Here is a 22,088-nt window from a genome sequence, read left to right as displayed (position 1 = left end):
TGTTCGTTTGAACGATACGGGCATCATAACGATCGTGCGGGGTGTCGAAACCCGGCCGGACCGGCCGGCGACGGCGGTCACGCCGCGCGGTCGGCGGCCCGCTCCGCCCGCAGCTCCCGCGGAGCCGCTCCGGCGAGGAAGGCATCGCGTGGATGCTGGACCGACGCCAGGGGGACGAGGTCCCGGCCGAAGACGGCGGCGGTGGGCCAGGCATGGGGAGATCCTGGGCGCCTGACGTCAGCCGCGTGCCGCGGCGATGGAGCCGGCCGGCCGGACCCCGTCGGTGACGCGCAGGCCGCCGCGGGCGACGGCCCACACGTACGGCAGGGTGCGCAGCATCACCTGCTGCGGGCTGACGCCCGCGTACTGAGGGAGCGGGCGCACCGCGTCAGGCCTCGTGACCCAACTGACGCGGCGTCACCGCCGGGGCCGCCGCCGTCGTTCAGCCCAGGGCGGTCACCTCGACGGCCAGGTCGTTGTCGACGGTGAAGTAGGGGCGGATCGCGGACCCGCCCGCGGTGACCTGCGGGTACACGAACACACCCTTGCGGTCGGCCACGTCGTCGAGGAGACGGCCGATTCTGATCAGCGGTGCGTCGGCGGCGGGGCGGACGAAGGCGTCCCAGAAGCGGGTGCCGGCGGCCTCGACCGCGAGTTCCTCACAGGCGACGGCGCAGGAGAAGGCGCGTCCGCCCGAGGGCTGTGCCGGGAAGGTGCGCACGGTGCCCGTGTCGCCCCTCAGCCGCAGTGTCACCACGGCCCCTTCGGAGAGTCCGGCGCCGTGGAGGCGGGCGCGGACCGTCATCGTCGCGCCGGTGACGTCGAGAGGGCCGGCCTCCGCGTGGGCGGCGCGCAGCCAGGTCCGCATCGCGAGGAAACCGTCCTTGGTGGCGTACGGCACCCGGACGGCGACCGGTGACGGCCGGTCGCCCGGGCCGCCGTCCACGAGCGCGCGCAGGTCCCGCAGACCGGGGCGCAGCCGCTCGCGTCCGGCGTCCGGGCCGCGCAGCAGATACGCGTCCCAGCGGCCCTCGGCGAGCTGGAGCCGTGGTTCCAGCACCGCGCGGACCTCGCCGTCGTCGCCGAAGGGTTCGAGGTCGAGGGTGTGGGTGGTCTCCTCGGGTCGGCCCTTCTTGGGGCGCAGCACCAGCAGCAGCCGGGGGTGTGCGGCCGACGGCGGCGGCAGACGGAAGGTGATCCGGCCGTCGGTGTCGACGGAGCAGTCGGCGCGGAGTTGCGCGGCGCGTTCGGGGCTCATCGGCGTCCCTTCCGTACGGTGCGCAGCGCGCCGGCGGCGGCGGCGTGGGCGAGGTCACGGGCGGCGTAGCCCTGGGTGCGCAGGGTGTGGTGTGTCCCGCCGGGTGCGGAAGTGGGGCGCTGTCCGCCGTCCCTGGCCTCGATCGCCTCCTGGAGCAGGCGTTCGGCCTGGGCGACGACCGGGCCGGGGGCGAACCGGCGGGCGTTGTCGAGTGCCGCCCTCCCCATACGACGGCGCCGCTCGTCGTCACGGACCAGGTCCAGGAGGGCCGCGCCGAAGGCCCGGTCGTCCCCGACCGGCACCAGACGGCCGTCCTCGCCGTCCTTGATGATCTCGCCGGGCCCGTAGGGGCAGTCGGTGCTCACGACGGGCAGCCCGCAGCGCATCGCCTCGACGATGGTCATGCCGAACGGTTCGAAGTTGGAGGCGGCCGCGCCGATCGAGCCCTTGACCCACTCGGCTTCCATGGGTGTCGCCGCGCCCATGAGGAAGACGTTGTTCCACAGGCCGAGCGTCTCGATCCGCGCGCGCAGCCGGTCCTGTTCCTCGCCCTTGCCGTAGATGCGCAGCTGCCAGTCGGGATACTCGGCGACGACCCGGGCGAACGCCTCGATGATCAGGTCGTACCGCTTGACCGGGACCAGCCGGCCGGCCGCGATCACGACCTTGGCGGTGCCGTCGGCGGCGGGCAGCACGGGGTCGGGGACGCTGTTCGGCAGCGCCTCCACCCGCACCCCGGGCAGCCGCATCTTGCGCCGGTAGCAGGCGGCGTCCGCCTCGGTGACGGTGGTGAGCACGTCGAGCCGGCGGTAGGCCCGGCGCAGCGCGGTGCGCAGCGCGGGCGAATGGTTGTCGAGAGTGAGGTGTTCCTGGCCCACGCGTATGACGCGCCGCGGCGCCTGGAGGGCGAGGTGCACATTGAGCCCGGGCCGGGTGCCGATGACGACGTCGGCGTCGGTGGCCTCCAGGCACTCGGCGATCCGCTGGTCGGTCAGCTCGCTGTACTGGTGGTGGCGGTACTCGGCGGAGGGGAACACCTTCGCCGGTCTGCTGTGCAGGGGGTGGTCCTTCTCCCGCCGCAGATCCACCAGGGCCCGCAGTCGCACCCCGGGGTGCGGGGTGAGGTTGGGGTGCTCCCGGTGCCGTAACACCGAGACGATCTCCACGTCGTGACGCTCGGCCAGCGCGCCCGCCAGGTTGAACGTGGTGGTGATCGTGCCTCCGATCCCATAGGCGTTGTGAATCAGAAAAGAGATCTTCATGGCGGACTAGACCGCATGAGGTATTCAGGAGTTGTCCGCTGTTATCACTTTGTGCCCGCGGTCGGCCGGACGTGCGGCGGTGGCCGGGGGCCCGGACCTGGCCGCCGCTCCGGCGGCGGGCCCGAAAGAGGCCCGGCCGCCGGAGCGGTCCCCCGTGGTTGCGACGGTCAGTTGCCGGCGACCGGGTAGCCGTGCCAGGCGCCGTAGTAGTTGGTGCCGCTGGAGGGGTTGTCCTCGACCATCCTCAGGTTGGTCAGGACCCCGTTCACGAACTCGGTGCTGCAGTATCCGTTGACCGGGCTGGAGGTCTGGTAGGCGCTGGAGGCGGTGGTGTAGTAGCCGCCCCACACCGAGTGGTTGTCGTCCTCGCCGTCGCAGTAGTCGAACCAGGTCCCGTCGTAGGCGTGGGTCGCCCAGTCGCTCCCCTGCGTGACGTCGCTCGCGCCGGCCGGCGTCGCCCACAGACCGACGGATGCCGCGCTGACGCCAAGGGCACCCAGTGCCGCGATGATCGTACGTCGCATGTCGAATTCCTCTCTCTGATCGCGGATCGTGCTGACTTACGGCTCGCTCTCACCCGGATCCGTGCCCTTCGCCCTCCTGCGCGGGTTCGGGCCCGGACGGCTGTGCGGCGAGCGCTTCGGCGACGTTCTCCGCCCGTACGTCCTTCAGGCGTTCGAGTCGGCCGAGTTCCAGGGCGTGACGACTGATCAGCTCGCGCTGCTTCCCGGCCGTCACGGTCACCAGCGTGGGGAGGTACCGGACCTCGTTCTGGCACCGGACGTCCGCCACGGCCACCGAGACCTCTTCCTCGGTGGGGGTCCGGTCCCGTTTCCAGCGGGGATCTCCGGCAGCGTCCTGCGGCGAGGCGTAGCGAAGACCGGCACCGGTCACGCAGGAGCGCCACGCGCCTACGACGGCCGACAACCGGGGGTCCTCAAGGGCCGCGGCGGCGGCCTGCTCCGCCAGCCGGCCCGGAAGGTTCCGGTCCGCCGGTGGGGCGCCCCGCGCGAGCCGCCGGGCCGCCTCCGCACGGCACCCGTTGCGGGGAACGGGCCGGCCACCGGCTTCCGTGGCCGTGCCGTACAGCACCTTCCGCACGTCGGGAGTGACGTGCTGGTGCTGGTCCAGCAGCTCTCCCACCCGAGGGTCGTAGGTGCTCCAGGGCGGCGCGTGATACCCGTATCGCTCGGCGTGTTCCGGGTCCGTCACGCCGAAGCGTGCCGCCTGCCGCGACAGGGCCATCCGCCGGCCGGTCTCCAGAGCCGTCCTGCCCGGTCCCTCCCAGCGGAGTCCGAAGCGTGCCAGACAGGCGCGTTCCAGCGCCGCCTGTGCCCGGTCGGACCGCCCCTGCTCCTCGGGCGAGGGCACATAGGAGTCCAGCGGAAGGCTGATCCCCGGTTCCGGCGGCGGCAGCGGAGCCAGGGACGGCCGCGTGCTCCCCGTCCCCGGCTCCGCGTTCCCCGCCCCCGATGGCGTGCTGCATCCCCCAGTGCAGCACACGAGGAACACGGCGGCTCCCACTGCCCGGCCGATACGTCGCATCACACTCCCCCTGTCTCCGCGGGTATCCCCGGGCACCGGCGGGCCCGGGCACCTCGTGCGCCCGCCCCGCTGCCCTGCCGTCGGGTCAACCGTGCGTCCCTGGCCGGGGACGAACCTTGGGACGTCCTTGAATCGCCTGGTGGGAGCGCTTGCCGAGTGACTAACGTAAACGGGACGGAGGGGGACGGATGGTGGTGGAGTTCGGTCTGCTCGGCACGATCGAGGCGCGCGTCGAGGGGCGTCCCGCGAACGTGGGACACATGCGGCAGCGGTGCGTGCTGGCCGCGCTGCTCGTGGACGTCAACCGCGCGGTTCCGGTGGACGCGCTCATCGACCGGGTGTGGGGCGACCGGGCACCCCAGCGGGTCAGGGAAACGCTGTACGGATACCTGTCCCGATTACGCCAGGCCCTGAAGGCGGCACCGGAGGTGGCCATCTCCCGGCGCCCCGGGTGCTATGTACTGGAGGCGGATCCGCTGTCCGTGGACCTCCACCTGTTCCGGGACCTGGTCGCACGCGCCCGGGAGGCCGACGACACCCGGGCGGCTGCCCTGATGCGACAGGCGCTCGGGCTGTGGCGGGGCGACCCCTTCGCCACCGTGGACGTCCCGTGGTTCTCCGACCTGCGCCAGGCCCTGGAGCGCGAACGGCTCTCGGCCGAGCTGGACCACGTCGACATCCGCCTGCGCATCGGACACCACGGCGAACTGCTGCCCGAGCTCACCGCACGCGCCGGCGAGCACCCCCTGGACGAACGTCTGGCCGGTCAGCTCATGCTCGCCCTCTACCGCACCGGCCGTGCCGCCGACGCCCTCGCCAGCTACGAGGCCGTACGGCGGCGGCTGTCGCGCGAGCTGGGCACCGACCCGGGACCACGTCTGCGCGGTCTGCACCGGCAGATCCTTGCCGACGACCCTGCGCTGTCCCCTCCCCAGGCTTCCCCGCGGCGCCCTCCCGCGGGCCCGGAAACCCCGCCGGTCCCCCGCCAACTACCCGCTCCGCCCGCCTGCTTCGTCGGCCGCGACGCGGAACTCTCCGTCCTGGACAAACTGCTCGCGCCCCAGACCCAACCGCGCACCACCATGCCCATGTCGGTGATCTGCGGTCCCGGCGGAGTCGGCAAGACCTGGCTCGCGCTGCGCTGGGCACACAGCCGGTATCAGCAGTTCCCCGACGGCCAGCTCTTCGCCGACCTCCGCGGTTTCACGCCCTCAGGGGACCCCGCGGATCCCTTCATGGTGATCCGCGGCTTCCTCGACACCCTCGGCGTCCCGCCCGGACGGGTACCGGCCGCCCCCGACGCCCAGGCGGCCCTGTACCGCAGCCTGCTGGCGGACCGGCAGATGCTCCTCGTCCTGGACAACGCCCATGACAGCGAGCAGACCCTGCCGCTGCTGCCGGGCACGCCCGCCTGCACCGTCCTGATCACCAGCCGCGACCAGCTCACCGGACTGACGGCATCGCACCAGGTCACCCATCTGACGGTCGACGGGTTCGACTCCACCACGGCGCGCGAGCTGCTGACCGGCCGGCTCGGCGCCGAACGGGTCGCCGCCGAACCCGACGCCGCCACCGCCCTGGTGGACCAGTGCGCCGGTCTGCCCCTCGCCCTGAGCGTCGTGGCCGCCCGGATCACCACCAACCCGGTGGTCACCCTGGGCGATCTGACCGAGGAACTGCGCGAGAGCAGCACCCGCCTCGACGCCCTGGGCACCGGTGAGAGCGCCACCGACGTGCGTACCGTCTTCGCCTCCTCCTACCGCGCCCTCGATCCGGACACCGCCCGGGTGTTCCGCCAGCTCGTGCAGGCCCCCGGTCCCGACATCGCCCGGCCGGCGGTCCGCAGCCTCACGGGCCTCCCCCCGGCCGGGACACGCCGGGCGCTGCACCGGCTGCGGGCCGCCCACCTCCTCCAGGAGCACGCCCCCGGCCGGTTCAGCTCCCACGACCTGCTGCGCACGTACGCCATCGAAGTGGCCGGCTCCGTGGACGGCGCGGAGGGGCGCACCGCCCGTATCCGGGTCCTCGACCACTATCTCCACACCGCCTGGTCGGCCGACCGCATCCTGCACCCGCACCGGGACCCCGTTCCCCTGTCACCGGCCGCCCCCGGCTCGCGGCCGGAGGAACTCACCACCCATGGCCAGGCCATGGAATGGTTCACCCGGGAGCACCCGGCGCTCGTCGCGGCCGTGCACCAGGCCGCGCGCCACGGCCACGAGTCCCACGCCTGGCAACTGGCCTGGGCCCTGACGACCTTCCTGACCCGAAGCGGACGGTGGAGCGACGTCGCGGCCGTCCACACCACGGCGCTGGCGGCCGCGACACGGCTCGGTGACGCGGCCGCCCAGGCCGAGTCGCTGCGCGCGCTCTCCTGGGAGCGCGCCGAGGCGGGCGACCACGACGCGGCGCACCGCCGACTGACCCGGGCTCTCTCGCTGGCCCAGGAGAGCGGTCAGACGCTGTCCGAGGCGCACACCCACCTGACTCTCGGCTGGCTCCACGAGTACACGGGCGACCGGTCCGCGGCTCTGCGTCACGACGAGAACGCGGTACGGCTGTTCGCGCAGCTGGACCACCGGGCCGGGCTGGCACGCGCCCTGAACGCCGTGGCCTGGGACCATGCGCAGCAGGGGGACCATCGAGCGGCGGTGGCCCACTGCGAGCAGGCCATGGCCATCCAGCAGGAGCTGGGCGACCTGCGGGGGGAGGCCGACACCCTGGACACGCTCGGCTACGCCTACCAGCAGCTCGGAGAGCACGCGCAGGCCCTCGCGTGCCACCGGCGGGGCCTGGAACTGCACCGCGCGCTGGGCCACCGCTTCAACGAGGCGGAGGCCCTGGTGCACCTCGGCCAGGTCCACCTGGCTCTTGGTGACCCGGGCGCCGCGCGACGGGTGCTGGAACAGGCTCGGGACATCTACCTGGACATCGAGGTCCACCCGTCACGTGGGGAGCAGGTCCGCGCGCTGCTCGACTCGCTCGGCGCGGGTGGCGCCGTCGCCCGGTGACCCGGGTGCGGTGTCAGTCGCCGGCGCCGGCTGCCCGGTCCCGGCGCCGGATCCGCATGCCGGGGCGGCGGCGGTGGACGGTGAGGTAGGTCATGCCCTCGGGGCCGGCGGCGAGGCTCCGGGTGGAGCCGTGCGGGAGCCAGGTCAGGGTGCCGGCCGGGAGGGGGTGGGGGCCGTCGGCGCCGGTGAGGGTTCCGGCGCCTTCGAGGACGTGCAGAAGGACGTCGAGGTCGGGCTCCCGATGGGTGTCGACCCGGTGTCCGGGCGGGAGGCGTACGACGTTGGCGTCGAGTTGGCGGCCGGGCTCGGCAAGCCGCCACAGGGCGCCCGCGGACGGGCCGTCGGGGGCGGCCGGCGCGGCCGTGTCGTACAGGATCCGCGGGAGGGGGACGTCGCCGCCGGGTGTGTCGCTGCCTTCTGACGTCATGAGCTGTCACCGTCCCCTGTGCGTGGACGCGCCGGTTGTCCGCGGTCGCCTTGCAAATGGGAATCTAACATGCAGATTTGGGCAGGGCCGTGAGCCAGTCCGTCAGGACGCGGTTGGTCTCCGCGGGGCGTTCCTGCTGGAGCCAGTGCCCGCAGCCGTCGAGGATGTGGGAGGACGACAGGCCCGGGAGGGTGACGGGGAAGGCGCCGATGGCGTCGGCCATCCAGGTGGTGGACGCGTCCAGGCCTCCGCCGATGAACAGGGACGGCTGGGTGAGGGGGGCGCCGTCGTGGTCGGCGAGGTCCTCCCAGTCACGGTCCATGGTGCGGTAGCGGGCCAGCGCCCCGGTCAGGCCCGTGCGTTCGAACTCCCCGGCGTAGACGTCGAGATCCTCCTCGCTCAGCCAGCCGGGCAGCCGGTGGGCGGGGAAGCGGTCGCGCAGGGTTCCGCCCGGGCCGACGAAGTGGGGGTCGGGTGCGCCGGCCGCGGGCATGGTGTCGGCGGACAGGGCCGCGTAGAACCCGGCGAGCCAGCCGCGTACGTCGGGCTCGATCTCCGCCTCGGCGCGGCCGGGCTCCTGGAAGTAGGAGACGTAGAACTCCTCGTCGCCGCCCATCGAGGCGAAGATCGTGCTCGGCCTCGGGCCGCCGCGCGGGGCGTACGGGACGCTGAGCATGGCCACCGCGCGGAAGACGTCCGGCCGGGTCAGGGCGGAGTTCGCGGCGATGGCCGACCCCCAGTCGTGGCCGACGACGACGGCGGTCCGCTCGCCGAGGGCGTGCACCACCGCGACGTTGTCCTCCACCAGTTCCAGCATGCGGTAGGCGTCCGTGGCGGCCGGCCGGGACGAACGGCCGTAGCCGCGGACGTCGACGGCCGCCGCGCGGTAGCCGGCCGCGGCCAGGGCCGGCAGCTGGTGGCGCCAGGAGTACCAGGATTCCGGAAAGCCGTGGACGAGCAGCACCAAGGGGCCGCTGCCCTGCTCCACCACGTGGAGGCGGCCCGCGGGTGAGGGGACCAGCCGGTGCGTGAGCTCGTTCACCGGGTGCTGTGACATCGGGTTCTCCAGGGTTGTCCGGGATCGTCGGACCTCTCGGGCGCACGGCGTCGGAGACGGTCGCACGGCGTCGGAGGGCGTCCGTCGAGCATGGACGGGGCGGCTCGGGCGGGACGAGGGTTGTTGCCGGTTCGGCAAAAGAAGGAGGTCGGTGCCCGCTCGACGAGGGGCCCGGCGACACCGTTGCCCAGCGGCCTCAGGAGGGGCCCGCGAAGTTGCCCACGGCGACGTCCCTGCGTCGGGGCGGGTTGACGCACCCCGGCCTCGTCGGAAGGTGACCGGGGTGCGCCGGGGCGGGGTGCGGCTCAGCCGCCCAGGGCCGCGAGGACCACGGCCTTGGCCTCCTCCTGGACACGGCGGAGATGGTCGGGGCCCTGGAACGACTCGGCGTAGATCTTGTAGACGTCCTCGGTGCCGGAGGGCCGGGCGGCGAACCACGCGCTGTCCGTGGCCACCTTGATGCCCCCGATGGACGCGCCGTTGCCCGGTGCCTCGGTGAGGACCGCGGTGACCGCCTCGCCGGCGAGGGTGTCCGCGGTGACCTGGGCGGGGGAGAGCTTCGCGAGGCGGGCCTTCTCCTCGCGGGTCGCGGGTGCGTCGATCCGCTCGTAGGCGGGCTCGCCGAAACGGGCGGTGAGCGCGGCGTAGTGCTCGGAGGGCGTCTTCCCGGTGACCGCCGTGATCTCGGAGGCGAGCAGCGCCAGGATGATGCCGTCCTTGTCGGTGGTCCACACCGAGCCGTCCCGGCGCAGGAAGGAGGCACCGGCCGACTCCTCGCCACCGAAGCCGAGGGTGCCGTCGGACAGTCCGTCCACGAACCACTTGAAACCGACGGGCACCTCGACCAGTTCGCGCTTGAGGTCGGCGGCGACCCGGTCGATCATCGCGGAGGACACCAGCGTCTTGCCGACCCCGGCCGCGGACGGCCACTGCCCGCGGTGCGCGTAGAGGTAGCCGATGGCCGTGGCGAGGTAGTGGTTGGGGTTCATCAGCCCGGCGTCCGGGGTGACGATGCCGTGGCGGTCGGCGTCGGCGTCGTTGCCGGTGGCGATGTCGAAGCGGTCGCGCTGCCCGATGAGGGACGCCATGGCGTACGGCGACGAGCAGTCCATACGGATCTTGCCGTCCCAGTCCAGGGTCATGAACCGCCAGGTGGGATCGGTGAGCGGGTTGACCACCGTCAGGTCGAGAGCGTGCTGCTCGGCGATCCGGCCCCAGTAGGCGACGGACGCCCCGCCCAACGGGTCGGCGCCGATACGGACGCCGGCCGCGCGGATCGCGTCCAGGTCCAGCACGCTCGGCAGGTCGGCGACGTAGGTGCCGAGGAAGTCGTGGCGGCCGGTGCCGGGGGCGGCCAGGGCGCGGGCGTAGGGGATGCGGCGGACGTCCTTGAGACCGCCGCGGATGATGTCGTTGGCCCGGTCCTGGATCCAGCCGGTCGCGTCCGAGCCGGCGGGGCCGCCGCTCGGCGGGTTGTACTTGAAACCGCCGTCGGCGGGCGGGTTGTGCGAGGGCGTGACGACGACGCCGTCCGCGAGGCCCGTGGCGCGGCCCTTGTTGTGGGTGAGGATGGCGTGCGAGACGGCCGGGGTCGGGGTGTAGCCGTCGGCGCTGTCGATGAGCACCGTGACCCCGTTGGCCGCGAACACCTCCAGGGCGGTGACCCGGGCGGGCTCGGACAGCGCGTGGGTATCGGCGCCGAGGAAGAGCGGGCCGTCGGTGCCCTGGACCGCGCGGTACTCGCAGATGGCCTGGCTGGTCGCGGCGATGTGGTCCTCGTTGAACGCGGCCGCCAGGGACGAGCCGCGGTGTCCGGACGTCCCGAACGCGACGCGCTGCCCCGGGTCCTCGGGGTCGGGGTGCAGTGCGTAGTACGCCGTGACCAGCCGAGCGACGTCGACGAGATCCTCGGGGCCGGCCGGGCCGCCCGCTCGCTCGTGCTGCATGTGCCCACTCCTTGGCATGGGTTGATTCTTCGCTTGCGGACACATCTTTCCCCTTCGGGGCGGTGCCGCGCGAGTGGGCCCGGGCCCGCGCGGCCACCCCGGCGTCAGATCCGTCCGCCGGTCATCCGGGTGAGGGGCCCCTGGGTGTGGCGCTCCGCGCGGCGGCCCACCGCGTAGGAGGCGGCGGTCAGCGCGGTCAGACCGGCGGCGGCACCGGCGGCGACGAGCCTGCGGTTGGCGATGACCGTCCAGGCGGTCTTGGCGGTGGCCGCGACCTGCCCCGAGGTGGCGACGGCGACGCGGCGGCCCGCCTCGACTCCCTTGGCCGCGCTCCGCACGGCGCCGTTCGCCGCTGTCGCCGCGCGCTCGGCGCCCGACGCGACGGCTGACGCCGCGTCACCCGCCTTGGTGGCGGTGTGACCGGCCGCCCGCTGGGCGGGAGCGGTCGCCTTGTCCGTCGCCTCCTGGGCCTTGGACGCGGTGGACCGGGTGGACGTGGTCTTCCGTTGCGTGCTCTTGTTCTGTTCGCTCATGGACACCGACTTGCCGCTGACTCCGGCGGCAAACACGCCCGCCGGCGCGACCCTCCCTACGTGAGCGACGCCGGTATGCGTTCCAGCACACCGCCCGCGAACACGTCGTACAGCGGCAGCGTCTCCAGGTGGACGTAGCCGATGTGGCAGTCGCAGGTGGTGAGGGGGCAGGGGCGCGGGCGCAGTGCCTGCCGGTAGGTGCCGTCGTAGAGGTTGCCGAGCTCCGCGCGGACGAAGTGGCAGCGGCGGACCGTGCCCTCGCCGTCGACGGAGATCACGGACTCCCCCGTGCGGCAGGGCAGGCCCGCGCTGGCGTGGGGCCGGCGGCTGTAGGGGAACAACGGGTCCAGCGCGGTCCACACGTCGGCCTCGGCGTCGTCGTAGGTGCGGCCCTCGGCGGCGTTGACCCACAGGTACACCTGGTCCGGCAGGTCGGCGCGCAGCCGGCGGGCCGCGTCGAGGTGGTCGGGCAGTCCGACGATGCCGACGCTGAACCGGGCGCCGAGGCGGTCCAGTTCCCGGCACTTGGCCAGGAAGCGGTCGTAGGGGGTCTGGCCCGGGTGGTAGGTGCACCATAGGGCGAGCGTGTCCAGGTCGGCGCCGGCGATCCAGTCGGTGCGGCAGCTGAGGTTGGTCTGGATGGCGACACGGCGGATGTGCGGCTGGTGGGACAGGTGGGTCAGGGCGCGCCGGTACCAGGAGCGGACCAGGCCCTCGCCCCAAGGTGTGAACAGCAGGGAGAGCCGGTCGGTGGTCTGCCCGGTGGCCCAGTCGGTGAATCTCTCCAGGCGGGCGCGATCCGCGCGGAGCTGGTCACGGCTGTCGCGGCGCTTGGCGAAGGGGCAGTACGGGCAGTCGTAGTCGCAGCTGGCCAGCGGGCCGCGGTAGAGGAGGGTCAGGTCCATCGGGGCGGGCTCACTTCCGCTCGTAGGCGGCCATGGCGTCCCGTACGGCCGGGGAGAACAGCTCCGGGCCGATGGCGTCGGAGTGGGCCAGGCCCTCGGGGGTCAGGCGCAGGACCGTGGCGCCCGGGCCGTCGTCGGCCAGCCAGCCGCGGGCGGCGAAGCGGGACAGCTCGGCCGCGAAGTCGTCCTTCGGCGCGCGGCCGTCGAACCGGGCGCGGTAGTCGGCGATGTCGAGTCCCGCCGCCTGGAGCAGGGACTGCAGGAGGTGCCGGCGGCGGGCCTCGCCGGTGTCCATGCGGCGGCCGTACTCGGCGTGGGCGAAGTCGGCGGCCGGGCGGGAGACGTAGTCGTCGATGATGCCCCGGATCTCGTGCATGCCGACGGCGTAGTCGAAGGAGTAGTGCAGTCCGGCGGTGTACGAGCGGGCGCCGCAGCCGAGTCCGATCATGCCGTCGGTCTGGCAGGCGTAGTCGTCCGCGCCCTGGGGCGGTGCGTCCGCGCGGCGGAACATCCGCATGGACTGCTGCTCGTAGCCGTGCGCGAGGAGGTGGTCGCGGCCCAGGCGGTACAGGCGCAGCCGCTGGGTGTCCCAGGCCGGGTCCGTCTCGCCGGCGCGGCGGCCGAGACCGGTGAGGGGGCGTATGTAGAGGGGGTAGAGGTAGAGCTCCTCGGGGTGCCAGGCGAGAGCCGCGTCCAGGGAGCGCAGCCAGGTCTGTTCCGTCTGCCCGTCGATGCCGTAGATCAGGTCGATGTTGAGGACGGGGATCCGGGCGTCGCGGATGCGGCCGAGTGCCGCCTCGACGTCGGCGCGGCGCTGGGGCCGTACGGCGGCGCGTGCCTCGGTGTCGTCGAAGCTCTGCACGCCCAGGCTGAGGCGGGTGGTGCCGCGCGCCGCCAGGACCTCGAGGCGGTCGGTGGTGGCCGTGGCGGGCGAGGCCTCCACGGACAGCGGGACCGCGCGCAGGTCGGCGCCCATGCGGTGCTCCGCGATGTCGCAGAGCCGCTCCAGTTCGGCGGCGGTGAGGAAGGTGGGGGTGCCGCCGCCGAAGGCCGCGGTCGCGAACCGTACCGGGTCCCGCTCCCCCAGCGCGTCCCGCACGGCGGCCGCCTGCCGGTCCAGGGCGTCCAGATAGGCGCCGGTCAGGCCGTCGGGGGCGCCGATGCGGGTGAACAGGTTGCAGAAGCCGCAGCGGACTTCGCAGAACGGGATGTGCAGGTAGAGGGAGAGGGCGTCCTTGGGCTCGGTGGCCCAGAGGGTGCTGAGGCGGGGGCGTTCGGGGAGCGCGCGGTAGGCCGTCTTGTGCGGGTAGGCGTAGACGTAGCTGCGGTACGGGCTCGACGGGGCGTCGGTGCCGGTCCGGGCGGGGGTGACGGTGGTCATCGGGCGGCCTCGGCGGGTGTGTGGTCCAGGAAGAAGTGCGCGTAGGGCACGGTCCACACGGACTCGTGGCCGATGCGGTGGCCGGTGTAGCCGTCGTCCCCGTAGGCGGTGCCGTGGTCGGAGCAGACGATGGCGAAGCAGCGGCGCCTGCTGCTCGCGGCGGCGAACAGCCGGCTGATGTGCCGGTCCACGTACTCAAGGGCCGCGGCGTGGGTCGCGCGGGTGTCGCCGTCCTCGGGGGTCGCCCCGGGCCGGTGGAACCAGTTGGGCTGGTGCAGTGCGGCGACGTTGACGAACAGGAACAGGCGCTGCTCGTCCGGCAGTTCGCGTACCACCTGCTCGGCGCGGGTCACCTGGGCCTCGAACGAGGTGGGCGAGGCGACCCCGAACTCCGGTTCCCAGTGGGACTCCTGGAAGAGGCCGGGCAGGACCGAGCCGAGCGGGCCGCGCTTGTTGAAGAAGCCGACCCCGCCGACGCACACCGTGCGGTAGCCCTCCTCGGCGAGGCCGGACACCAGGTCGGGGGTGTCGTGGACGAAGGTGCGCTCCGCCGTCGTCTCGCTGCCGGCGAAGCGGGCCGCGAACAGGCGCGGGTGCGGGCCGGGTTCTGCGGGTGTCGGCAGGAAGCCGGCGAAGATCGCCTGGTGGGAGGCGTAGGTGAAGCTGCCCGGGGCGTGCCGTTTCTCCCAGCGGCCGCCGGGCAGATGGCGGGCCAGGTTCGGGATGCGGCCGGCGGCGGCGAGTTCGGCGGCGACGTCGTGGCGCAGGGTGTCCAGGGTGACGAGCAGGATGTCGTGGCTGCCGACGACCTCGTTCATGTCCGGGTGGCCCGGCGCGGAGGCCCCGTGCGGGTCGTGCGTCGGGGGCGCGGGTGCCGGTTCAGGCGCTGACATGGGTGGTTCCCGTTCTGTGCTGGTGGCGCTGATGGTGCTCGTTGCCCTGATGGCCGGTGCCGGTGCTCGGGTGGGCGCGGCGCAGGACGGCCGCGATCTGGGCCGCGTACGTGTCGAGGCCCTCCGCTCCGCTGCCCGGCAGCCCCGTGAGGCGGGGCAGCAGGTCGCCGAAGGCATTGACCTCGCCGACCGCGAACCGGCGCCAGCCGACGGCCGGGAGCAGGTCGACGCCGACGCACAGGGTGCGCGGGAAACAGGCCGCCGCGCGCTCGCACACGGCGAGGACGTCCGCCCAGCGCCCGCCGGCCGCTTCGACGCCGTCGCGGACCGCGTCGAGGTCGCCCCGGCTGCCGCCGAGGTGGAGGTTGGTCAGCGGGCCGTTGCTGGTGCGGACCACCGCGTGGGTGGCGCGGCCGGCCACCACCACGACCCGCAGGTCGGCGGCGCGGCCCCGCTGGGAGGCCTTGGGCAGCCAGCGCTCCAGGTGCAGACCGTCCGGGGCCAGGGCGTCCACGATGGCGGCGATGTCGCGTTCCCGTTCGTAGCGGCACACCTTCAGGGAGTTGAACAGCCTGCCGTCCGGGGTGAGTTCGACGGAGGTGGTGGCTCTGATGCGGCCCCGGCCCGACGACTCGACGGCGAGCACCCCGGAGGCCGAGGAACCGTGGGCGAGTTTGACGAAGAGCCTCGGCATGCGGTGGTCGCGCATGGCGGCACGTACGTCGTCCCAGCCGGCCACCGGGGCGGCGTCCGGGCCCGAGGTCGGTGACCAGGGCACGGGCACGTCCGCGGCGGCGAGGGCGGCGTGGCAGTGCCGCTTGTCGAACAGCACGGCCAGTTCGTCGGTGTCGTCGAGCCGGACGCCGCCGCGCAGGCCGCGTGACGCCTGGATGAACCGTGTGTACCAGAGGGCCGAACCCTCCACCCGGGTGGGGTCCTGGGCGCCCCGCAGCAGACGGTCGACCTCTGGGTTCTCGCCGGGTGAGTCGAGCCGGACGGTCTCGTCGGCGGCGAACTCGGCTCCGCCCGAGCGCAGGACCCGCTCCCACGGCACCATGCGCGGGGCGGGCAGTCCGGCCGCGCGGGCGGCGTCGGCGAAGAGGGCCGCCCTGCGGTTCTCCGGGTTGCCCACGACGGCGAAGCGCACCGGTGGGCCGGCCCGCCCCGGGTCATTCGCCGACCGCGACATAGCGCTCCTCCGGGCGGTGGGAGCTGCGCCGGGCGGGCGTGAGGCCGAGGTCCGGGATGTGCGGTCCCAGTGCCTCGCGCACGCGGTGGGCCATCCGGTCGCTCATGAAGTGGTGCCCGAGGTCGAGCGCCCGCAGATGGGTCAGCGGCTGCCCCGAGAGCAGCGCGGTCGCCCCTGCGTCGCTGAGCGTGCCCATGCTCAGGTCGAGGGAGTCCAGACCCGCGACGACGGGCGCCGCGGCCACCGCGGCGGCGATCTCGTCCTGGATGTCGCTGTTGCACAGGCCCAGGTGGCGCAGCCCGGAACGGCGGCCCAGCGAGGCCAGGAGCGCCTGGACGTCGTCGGCGGTGCAGTCGCCGCCGTACCAGTTGGTGCCCAGCCACAACTCCAGGTGGTGCAGGGCGGGGAGGTCGCAGGCGGCCAGGGCCCGCACCGGCTCGGGGGGCAGACCGCCGCACTCGATCCGCAGCCGGCGCAGCGACTCGTGCCGCAGCGGCTCGATCACCAGGCCCTCGGCGCCGCGCAGGCCGAGCTCGTACAGGCCGGGCCAGGCACGCAGCACCCGGCTGACGTCGCCCTGTTTGATCCAGGAGATCTCCGATTCCTCCGACTCGACGTCCGCGAGGAACACCGCGCGCAGCCTGGGGAACCGGTGTGCCTCGGCCGTCAGCAGGTCGAGGCACGGATCGATGCCGTGTTCGTCCCACTCCTGCCACCAGGTGCCGATGACCAGGGCCACGACCTCCTCCGTGCACACCCGGTCCAGGAACGCGCTCCAGCGCTCCTCGAACGGAACCTCCCATTCGGCCGTCAGCCGCCAGGCGACCGAGGCGGGGGCGGGGAGGTCCGGACCGCAGTCCTGCTCGTCCTCGGCGCCGTCGAAGTGGTGCACGGGCAGTCCGTGGAAGTACGTCAGATGTGAGGGGTAGTGGCTCACGCCGTGCTCACTCCCCCACGGAGACGTAGCGGTGGACGGTGCCGTCGTCGTCCTCGTCCCAGTCGGCGTCGTCCTGGTCGAGGTCCACCTCGACGCCCGCGGGGTCGAGCGTCTCGCGCACGCGCTGCCGGAGGGGCTCGCTCAGGTAGTTGTGATGCAGGTCCAGCTTCTTGAGATGGGTCAGTGGCTGCCCGCCGAGGAGGGCGGTGGCGCCGTCGTCGCCGAGGGTGCCCATGGACAGGTCGAGCACTTCGAGCCGGGCGACCACGGGGGCGGGGGCCACGGCGGCGGCGATCTCGTCCTGGATCTCGCTGTTGCGCAGGGCCAGGTGCCGCAGCCGGGGCAGCCGGGCGCCGGAGAGGATCGGCTCGAGGTCGGTGACCTCGCTGTCGGCGCCGTACCAGGAGGTGCCGAGCCACAGGTCGAGGTGTTCCAGTGCGGGCAGTTCGCTGGCCGCGACCCCGCGGACGACCTCCGCCGGGAGACCTCCGGTCTCCACGACCAGCTTGCGCAGCGCGTCATGGCGCACCGCGGGGAACGCCAGGTCCTGGCCGCCGCGCACGCCCAACTCCTCCAGTGCGGGGAAACCGGCCAGCAGCGGTGTGACGTCGGTCTGGTTGATCCAGGAGATCTCGCACTCCTCGCCCACGATGTCCCCGAGGAACACCGCCCGCAGGGCGGGCAGCCGGTCACGCGCGGCCACCAGTGCCTCGATGACCTCGGTGGGGCCGGAATCGTACGCGTCCTCCCAGAGGCCGACGATCAGGGCGCGGACCCGCGTGGTGTCGACCTCGGCGCAGAAGCGGTCGAAGGTCTCCGCCCAGCCCTCCTCGGCGTCGTACGTCCGGGCGGCGATCCACCAGGCCACGGCGTCGGGTTCGGGCAGCTTCGTCGACTCGTCGCGCCCGGGGAAGGTGAAGGCGGGGAGGCCGTACAGCTCCTCGAGGTGGCTACCGATGGTCATCCGGGCTGCTCCTGTCGTGCGGCATGGGAAAAGGGGGTGGCGCGTGGGCGAGGCCGTCACGGGGCGCCGGGTGCGAGCCGTTCGGCGATGCGTGCAGCAGTTCTACCAACAACGACTGACAACGCCCCGCGGCGGGGCTCGTGACGGCCCGTTGTCAGTGCCCGCTCGTACTGTCTGCGCCATGGACTCCGGAGCGCCGTGCACCGGAGCGGAGGGGAGAGTCATGTACCGGCAGGGAGATGTGCTGATCGTGCCCGTCGCGGACGAGGCGGTGCCGTCCCATGTCCCGGACGCGCCCAAGGAGCCGCGCGACGCCAAGGGCCGGCTCGTCCTGGCGCTGGGGGAGGTCACCGGGCACGCGCACGCGGTGCTCGGCCGGGGCGATCTCATCCGTGAGCCGGGCCCGTCCGGGCCGTTCCTGCTGCATCTTCCCGACGGTGGCCGGGTGGTCCACGAGGAGCATGCCGCGATCGCGCTGCCCAAGGGGTGGTTCCGCGTGATCCGGCAGCGGGAGTACGTGCCCGGCTCGGTGCGGCTCGTGGCCGACTGACGGACGCGGCGACCCGACGAGACACCACAACCGAGCAAGGCAGGGGACGTTGACGATGACGATCACGCAGGAGAGCGGGGCGGCGGCCGTGACCGGGAGCTTCGAACAGGAGGCGGGCGGGGACCGCGCGGACGGGACGGCGCGCTGGCGCGCGTGGGCCGTGGCCGCCGTGCCCGCCGACCGTGGCGCGGCGGAGGAGGGCGTCCGGCTGGCGTACCGGAGCGCCGGCCTGGCCGAGCCCGAGCGCGTGATCTGGGCCGGATCGCCGCGCGAGGGCGTGACGCTGATACGACGGGGGACGGATCTCGGGGCGAGCGTGCGCGAGGCGGTGCGCACGGCGCCGTGGGCGGCCGAACGCCGCCGGCTGCACGAGGAGTTGGGTGCGGTCGGCTGGTCCCGGCGCTGGTCGGAGACGGGAGGTGCCCTGTGGGACGCCACGCAGGCGCTGGTCGACCGGATCCGCGCCGGAGTGCTCGACGACCTCGCCGAGGACGACCCGGCCGCCCGTACGGAGATCGGGCTGATCCTGCTGGACGCGCTGCTCGGGCAGCACGACGCGCCGTGGCTGGCCGCCCTGGACTCCGCGGGGTCCCCGCTCGCCGGGCCGGCCCAGGTGTGCCGCAGCGCCGGCTGGTGGTGGCCGTTCGAGAAGGTGGCGGTGGTGTGCGAACGGCCCGTCGCCCTGCACCGGGACGAGGCCGGCCGGCTCGACCACGGCGACGGCCCCGCGCTGGAGTTCCCCGACGGCTTCGCCCTGTGCGCCTGGCGCGGCATGCCGGTGACGCGCGCTTTCCTGGACGAGCTGCGCACCCTCACACCGGAGCGGATCCGGGAGGAGGACAACGCGGAACTGCGGCGGGTCATGCTCGAGTACTACGGGTACGACCGCTACCTGTCCGACTCCGGGGCGCAGCCGCTGCATCAGGACGAAACGGGCACGCTCTGGCGCATCGCACTGCCCGACGACGAGCCGGTCGTCATGGTCGAGGTCCTCAACTCCACCCCCGAACCGGACGGCACCTACCGCACGTACTGGCTGCGTGTGCCGCCGACGACCCGGACGGCCCGGGAGGGAGTGGCGTGGACGTTCGGTCTGGGAGCGGAGGTGTACGAGCCGCTGAAGGAGACGTGAGCCCGTCCCCGCGCCCGGGGGCTGACTCCGCCCGCAGCGGGTAGGCGGAGTACATCAAGGACGTGAGCGGACACCACGGAAAGGAACAGCGCCATGCCGAGCATGATCGAGCGCATCAAGCAGTTCGCGAGGAGCCCCCAGGGACGGCGTACGACCGAGCAGGTGCGACGGTCCGCCGCCGACCCCCGGCGCCGGGCCCAGGCCCAGCGTCTGCTGGGCAGGCTCCGCGGTGGCCACCGCTGACTCTCTCCGCCTTCGTCTCCGCGCGGTCCGGCACGCACACGCCCGGGCCGCGCGGACGTGACCGGAAAGGACCATTATGAACGAATCGTCGGTCCGGGCGGTGGGCTGGGCGCGCTCGCTGCCAATGGACCGTGGGGTGAAGGCGGCCCGGGACTGGGCACGCGAGCACCTGGACACGCTGGGCTGGACCACCACCGCTCCCGAGACGGCGAACTCGGTGCTGCTGACCGTCTCGGAGCTGGTCACCAACGCGCACGTCCATGCCCGCAGCAACGCGCAGTTGACCATGACGTGGGACGACCGTTGTCTGCACATCTCGGTGCACGACACCTCCGCCACCCTTCCGGCGCCCCGGGAACCGAGCACCGAACGCGTCGGCGGACGCGGCATGTTCCTGGTCGACGCGCTGGCCGACGCGTGGGAGGCCCGGCCGTGCCCCCACGGCAAGACCGTCACCGCCTGTTTCCGGGTGCCCGGGGCACAGGACACCCCCACCCGGCACTGACCGGCCCCGTGCGTGAGGGCCGGCCACCTCGCGCGGCGCCGTGGTCAGCGCGAGGTTCGTGCTCCCCACCCGGCCAGGCCCCGCAGCACGGCACCGCGTCCCCGGTCGGGCACGGTCCACAGTGTCTGCCCGCGCACGCCCCAGCGTTCAAGCAGGGCGTTGGCGGCCAGGAACCCGGTCGTCGCCGCGCGTTCCATCAGCGCCACGGGCAGATCGGTGCGCACCAGGTCACCGGCCATCATCACGCCGGGGTCGGGGGTGCGCACCGTGGGCCGGCCGGCATGACCCCCCACGGGAAACAGGGGACAGTCGGCCCGCCATTCGTGCCGGACGTCGACGACCGTGGCCGTGCGCGTCTCCGGAAAGACCCGGTGCAGCTGCCCGATCAGCCGCTTCTGCTCGACGTCACGAGGCGCCTTTGGCGACATGGCGTACGCGTGGAGTTCGACGACCGATCCTCCGGTGCGTGCCGCCCACCGGGCCGCTTCGTCCTCATACCGCTCCAGCACGCTGATGTTGTCGAGGGTGCCGTAGCCACTCGTGCCCAGGAAGCCCGGCCGGTCGGGTGCGACGGGCCGGTCCAGCCACAGCCGGGTGACCAGGAACGGCGGGGCGTTGCGCAGCCGGGCGACGCGCTCGCGCCACGGGGCGTCGCCCAGCCGGCCGGAGCGGGCGATCAGCGTACGCAGCCCGGCGGTGTCCAGGGCGAGGACCACGCTGTCGTGGCGCCGCTCGTCCCCGGTCGTGGCCACGTCGTATCCGCCGTCCGCGGTGGGCGCGATGTGCTCCACGGGTGTGGCGGTGCGCAGGTCGGCACCGTGTCGTCGCAGGTAGGCGGCGAGGGGTTCCCACAGGGCGGCCGGGAAGGGGGCGCACGGCACGTCGAACAGCAGGCCCTCGGAGGACCCGAGGAAGTAGATGTGGAACATCAGGGCCATCTCGGCCGCCGACAGCCGGCGCGGGTCGGCGAAGAAACTGCGGGAGAACACCTCGAACGCCAGGTGACGTGCGCTGCTCGGGAAGCGGACGGCTTCGAGGAAGTCGTCCGCGCTGACGGTGTCGAGGTGTTGGTAGACCCGGGGGACGCGGACGTCGAGCAGGGGCAGGGCCGCGACCGGGTCCATACGGCGCAGGTCACGCAGGCGGAAGGAAGGGCTGAGCGCGACGAAGCCGACCGCGCTCCAGGGAGGGGTGCGCGGCACATGGCGGAAGCTGTCGCCCGACCCGTCGGCGTGCCGGAGCGGATAGTCGGGCAGGGGCGTGAGGCGTTCCAGGCCGGGGTCGGTACGACGCAGCAGACCGCGCAGGTTGTAGTACTGGCGGAAGAAGGCGTGGAAGCCCCGGCTCATGGTCGCCCTGGTGCCGTCGTTCAGGTCGACCGGCCATCCGCCAGCCCGCCCTCCCAGGAAGGGCATGCTCTCGTACAGCGTCACGCCCACTCCGCGTTCGGCCAGGGCGGTCGCGGCGGCCAGTCCGGCGATGCCGCCGCCGACCACGGCGGTGGTGGGGCGGGCGCCCTCGATCCGCGCGGTGCCGGGCGGGGGCGGCAGCACCCTGGCGCGGCGGTCCCGGCCGTGGCGGGCGGCGGGCGGGCGGCGCGGCGGCCGGGTCATCGTGCGGCGTCCTGTTCCGGGAGGGGGCGCCGGCCGGTGAAGGTGTGGGCGATGCCCGTCTGCCAGCCGGGCAGGGGCAGGGCGCGGACCCGGTCGAACCCGGCGGTGCGCAGCCGGTCCGCGAAGCGGTCGGCGGTGTCGAACTCCACGACGCTGCGCCACAGATGGCGGTACAGCTCGCCATCCCCCAGCGCGGTGGCCGCGGGCTGCACGATGCCCCGGCAGACCAGGGTCCACACCGCACGGTCCAGGCGGCGTCCGCCGAGGGTGTATTCGTGCACGCCGAGGCGTCCGCCGGGTGCCAGCAGCCCGCGGACCGCGGTGAGCACGGCGTCGGGATCGGTGACGTTGCGCAGGAGGTAGGCGGCGAACACCGCGTCGTACGGCCCGCGCACACCTGCTCGCGCGAGTCTTTCCACCGGGGCCCGGGTGAAGGTGACGCCGGGGGGCCAGGGTTTGGCGGCGGCCCGTTCCAGCATGCCCGCGGAGGCGTCCACCGCGGTGATCCGCGCGCCCGGCAGTACGGCGGTGAGCGCGGCGGTCGAGGCGCCGGTGCCGCAGCCGAGGTCGAGCACGCGCAGTCCCTCGCCGCCCCGGGGCAGTCCGAGGCGGCGTACGGAGCGGCGCAGCTGGGCGTGGTAGCCGGGGTTGGCGGCGACCAGGGCGTCGTAACGGCGGGCGGCGTGGTCGAAGGCGGCGGCGAGCCGCTCGTCGCGCAGGAGGGTCATGGGGGCTCC

22 protein-coding genes are annotated in these 22,088 nt (G+C 73.6%); 5 read left to right on the top strand and 17 right to left on the bottom strand.

Features of this window, described 5'->3' with window-relative positions; genetic code table 11:
- Positions 1 to 237: 237 nt before the first annotated feature.
- From IE178_RS17260 to IE178_RS17240, 5 genes are all read right to left on the bottom strand, one after another.
- Entirely contained in the window at positions 238 to 384 is a 147-nt protein-coding gene (locus IE178_RS17260) for a hypothetical protein (RefSeq protein ID WP_193513029.1), read from the bottom strand.
- A gap of 58 nt (positions 385 to 442) precedes the next feature.
- The gene (locus tag IE178_RS17255; protein WP_193512928.1) at positions 443 to 1,258 is read right to left on the bottom strand and encodes a transferase; all 816 of its coding nucleotides are present in this window, start codon (positions 1,256 to 1,258) and stop codon (positions 443 to 445) included.
- Positions 1,255 to 2,520, bottom strand: a complete 1,266-nt coding sequence (locus IE178_RS17250; RefSeq protein ID WP_193512927.1) for a glycosyltransferase family 4 protein — start codon at positions 2,518 to 2,520, stop codon at positions 1,255 to 1,257. Before IE178_RS17250 ends, IE178_RS17255 begins: the two co-directional genes overlap by 4 nt.
- 167 nt (positions 2,521 to 2,687) lie before the next feature.
- Positions 2,688 to 3,044: a hypothetical protein gene (locus IE178_RS17245; RefSeq protein ID WP_184765186.1), complete on the bottom strand. Its 357-nt coding sequence runs from the start codon at positions 3,042 to 3,044 to the stop codon at positions 2,688 to 2,690.
- Positions 3,045 to 3,093: 49 nt separating this feature from the next.
- Positions 3,094 to 3,891: a hypothetical protein gene (locus tag IE178_RS17240; protein ID WP_193512926.1), complete on the bottom strand. Its 798-nt coding sequence runs from the start codon at positions 3,889 to 3,891 to the stop codon at positions 3,094 to 3,096.
- A 362-nt stretch (positions 3,892 to 4,253) separates the two neighbouring features.
- Here IE178_RS17240 and IE178_RS17235 point away from each other — a divergent pair, with 362 nt between their 5' ends.
- Positions 4,254 to 7,076 carry an AfsR/SARP family transcriptional regulator gene (locus tag IE178_RS17235; RefSeq protein WP_193512925.1) on the top strand — a complete coding sequence of 941 codons (2,823 nt, stop codon included), beginning with the start codon at positions 4,254 to 4,256 and terminating at the stop codon, positions 7,074 to 7,076.
- 13 nt (positions 7,077 to 7,089) lie between these two features.
- On the opposite strand, the gene IE178_RS17230 is transcribed toward IE178_RS17235, so the two are convergent.
- The 10 genes from IE178_RS17230 to IE178_RS17185 form a co-directional block, all read right to left on the bottom strand.
- Complete coding sequence (locus IE178_RS17230) at positions 7,090 to 7,503, bottom strand: cupin domain-containing protein (RefSeq protein WP_193512924.1); 414 nt, start codon at positions 7,501 to 7,503, stop codon at positions 7,090 to 7,092.
- 64 nt (positions 7,504 to 7,567) lie between these two features.
- Positions 7,568 to 8,560 (bottom strand): alpha/beta fold hydrolase, encoded by a 993-nt coding sequence (locus IE178_RS17225; protein WP_193512923.1) that lies wholly within the window; start codon positions 8,558 to 8,560, stop codon positions 7,568 to 7,570.
- 305 nt (positions 8,561 to 8,865) lie between these two features.
- Entirely contained in the window at positions 8,866 to 10,506 is a 1,641-nt protein-coding gene (gene pgm, locus IE178_RS17220; RefSeq protein WP_193512922.1) for a phosphoglucomutase (alpha-D-glucose-1,6-bisphosphate-dependent), read from the bottom strand.
- Between the two features lie 104 nt (positions 10,507 to 10,610).
- The gene (locus IE178_RS17215) at positions 10,611 to 11,039 is read right to left on the bottom strand and encodes a hypothetical protein (protein WP_193512921.1); all 429 of its coding nucleotides are present in this window, start codon (positions 11,037 to 11,039) and stop codon (positions 10,611 to 10,613) included.
- A 56-nt stretch (positions 11,040 to 11,095) separates the two neighbouring features.
- Positions 11,096 to 11,944 carry an STM4011 family radical SAM protein gene (locus IE178_RS17210; protein WP_193512920.1) on the bottom strand — a complete coding sequence of 283 codons (849 nt, stop codon included), beginning with the start codon at positions 11,942 to 11,944 and terminating at the stop codon, positions 11,096 to 11,098.
- 10 nt (positions 11,945 to 11,954) lie between these two features.
- Positions 11,955 to 13,325: an STM4012 family radical SAM protein gene (locus IE178_RS17205; protein ID WP_184765178.1), complete on the bottom strand. Its 1,371-nt coding sequence runs from the start codon at positions 13,323 to 13,325 to the stop codon at positions 11,955 to 11,957.
- The gene (locus IE178_RS17200) at positions 13,322 to 14,143 is read right to left on the bottom strand and encodes an STM4013/SEN3800 family hydrolase (protein WP_193513019.1); all 822 of its coding nucleotides are present in this window, start codon (positions 14,141 to 14,143) and stop codon (positions 13,322 to 13,324) included. The genes IE178_RS17205 and IE178_RS17200 overlap by 4 nt, the downstream gene beginning before the upstream one ends.
- 61 nt (positions 14,144 to 14,204) lie before the next feature.
- Entirely contained in the window at positions 14,205 to 15,407 is a 1,203-nt protein-coding gene (locus IE178_RS17195; protein ID WP_193512919.1) for an STM4014 family protein, read from the bottom strand.
- Entirely contained in the window at positions 15,388 to 16,344 is a 957-nt protein-coding gene (locus IE178_RS17190; RefSeq protein WP_193512918.1) for an STM4015 family protein, read from the bottom strand. The genes IE178_RS17195 and IE178_RS17190 overlap by 20 nt, the downstream gene beginning before the upstream one ends.
- A gap of 7 nt (positions 16,345 to 16,351) precedes the next feature.
- The gene (locus tag IE178_RS17185; RefSeq protein WP_193512917.1) at positions 16,352 to 17,308 is read right to left on the bottom strand and encodes an STM4015 family protein; all 957 of its coding nucleotides are present in this window, start codon (positions 17,306 to 17,308) and stop codon (positions 16,352 to 16,354) included.
- A gap of 223 nt (positions 17,309 to 17,531) precedes the next feature.
- Between IE178_RS17185 and IE178_RS17180 the strand changes: the two genes are divergently transcribed.
- From IE178_RS17180 to IE178_RS17165, 4 genes are all read left to right on the top strand, one after another.
- Positions 17,532 to 17,858: a DUF8820 family protein gene (locus tag IE178_RS17180; protein WP_184765174.1), complete on the top strand. Its 327-nt coding sequence runs from the start codon at positions 17,532 to 17,534 to the stop codon at positions 17,856 to 17,858.
- 55 nt (positions 17,859 to 17,913) lie between these two features.
- Positions 17,914 to 18,990 (top strand): DUF6745 domain-containing protein, encoded by a 1,077-nt coding sequence (locus tag IE178_RS17175; protein WP_193512916.1) that lies wholly within the window; start codon positions 17,914 to 17,916, stop codon positions 18,988 to 18,990.
- 93 nt (positions 18,991 to 19,083) lie between these two features.
- Positions 19,084 to 19,233: a hypothetical protein gene (locus IE178_RS17170; RefSeq protein ID WP_184765172.1), complete on the top strand. Its 150-nt coding sequence runs from the start codon at positions 19,084 to 19,086 to the stop codon at positions 19,231 to 19,233.
- 76 nt (positions 19,234 to 19,309) lie between these two features.
- Complete coding sequence (locus IE178_RS17165) at positions 19,310 to 19,738, top strand: ATP-binding protein (RefSeq protein ID WP_184765171.1); 429 nt, start codon at positions 19,310 to 19,312, stop codon at positions 19,736 to 19,738.
- A 44-nt stretch (positions 19,739 to 19,782) separates the two neighbouring features.
- Here IE178_RS17165 and IE178_RS17160 read toward each other — a convergent pair whose 3' ends face one another.
- A complete protein-coding gene (locus IE178_RS17160) occupies positions 19,783 to 21,351 on the bottom strand; it encodes an FAD-dependent oxidoreductase (RefSeq protein WP_193512915.1) in 1,569 nt (522 codons plus the stop codon).
- Entirely contained in the window at positions 21,348 to 22,079 is a 732-nt protein-coding gene (locus IE178_RS17155; protein ID WP_193512914.1) for a class I SAM-dependent methyltransferase, read from the bottom strand. Before IE178_RS17155 ends, IE178_RS17160 begins: the two co-directional genes overlap by 4 nt.
- Between the last annotated feature and the right edge of the window lie 9 nt (positions 22,080 to 22,088).

The organism is Streptomyces griseoloalbus (genome assembly GCA_014650015.1).
GTDB classification, from domain to species: Bacteria; Actinomycetota; Actinomycetes; order Streptomycetales; family Streptomycetaceae; genus Streptomyces; species Streptomyces griseoloalbus.
The sequence above is the reverse complement of the archived record's forward strand: the minus strand, read 5'-3'. Positions and strand labels throughout refer to the sequence as shown.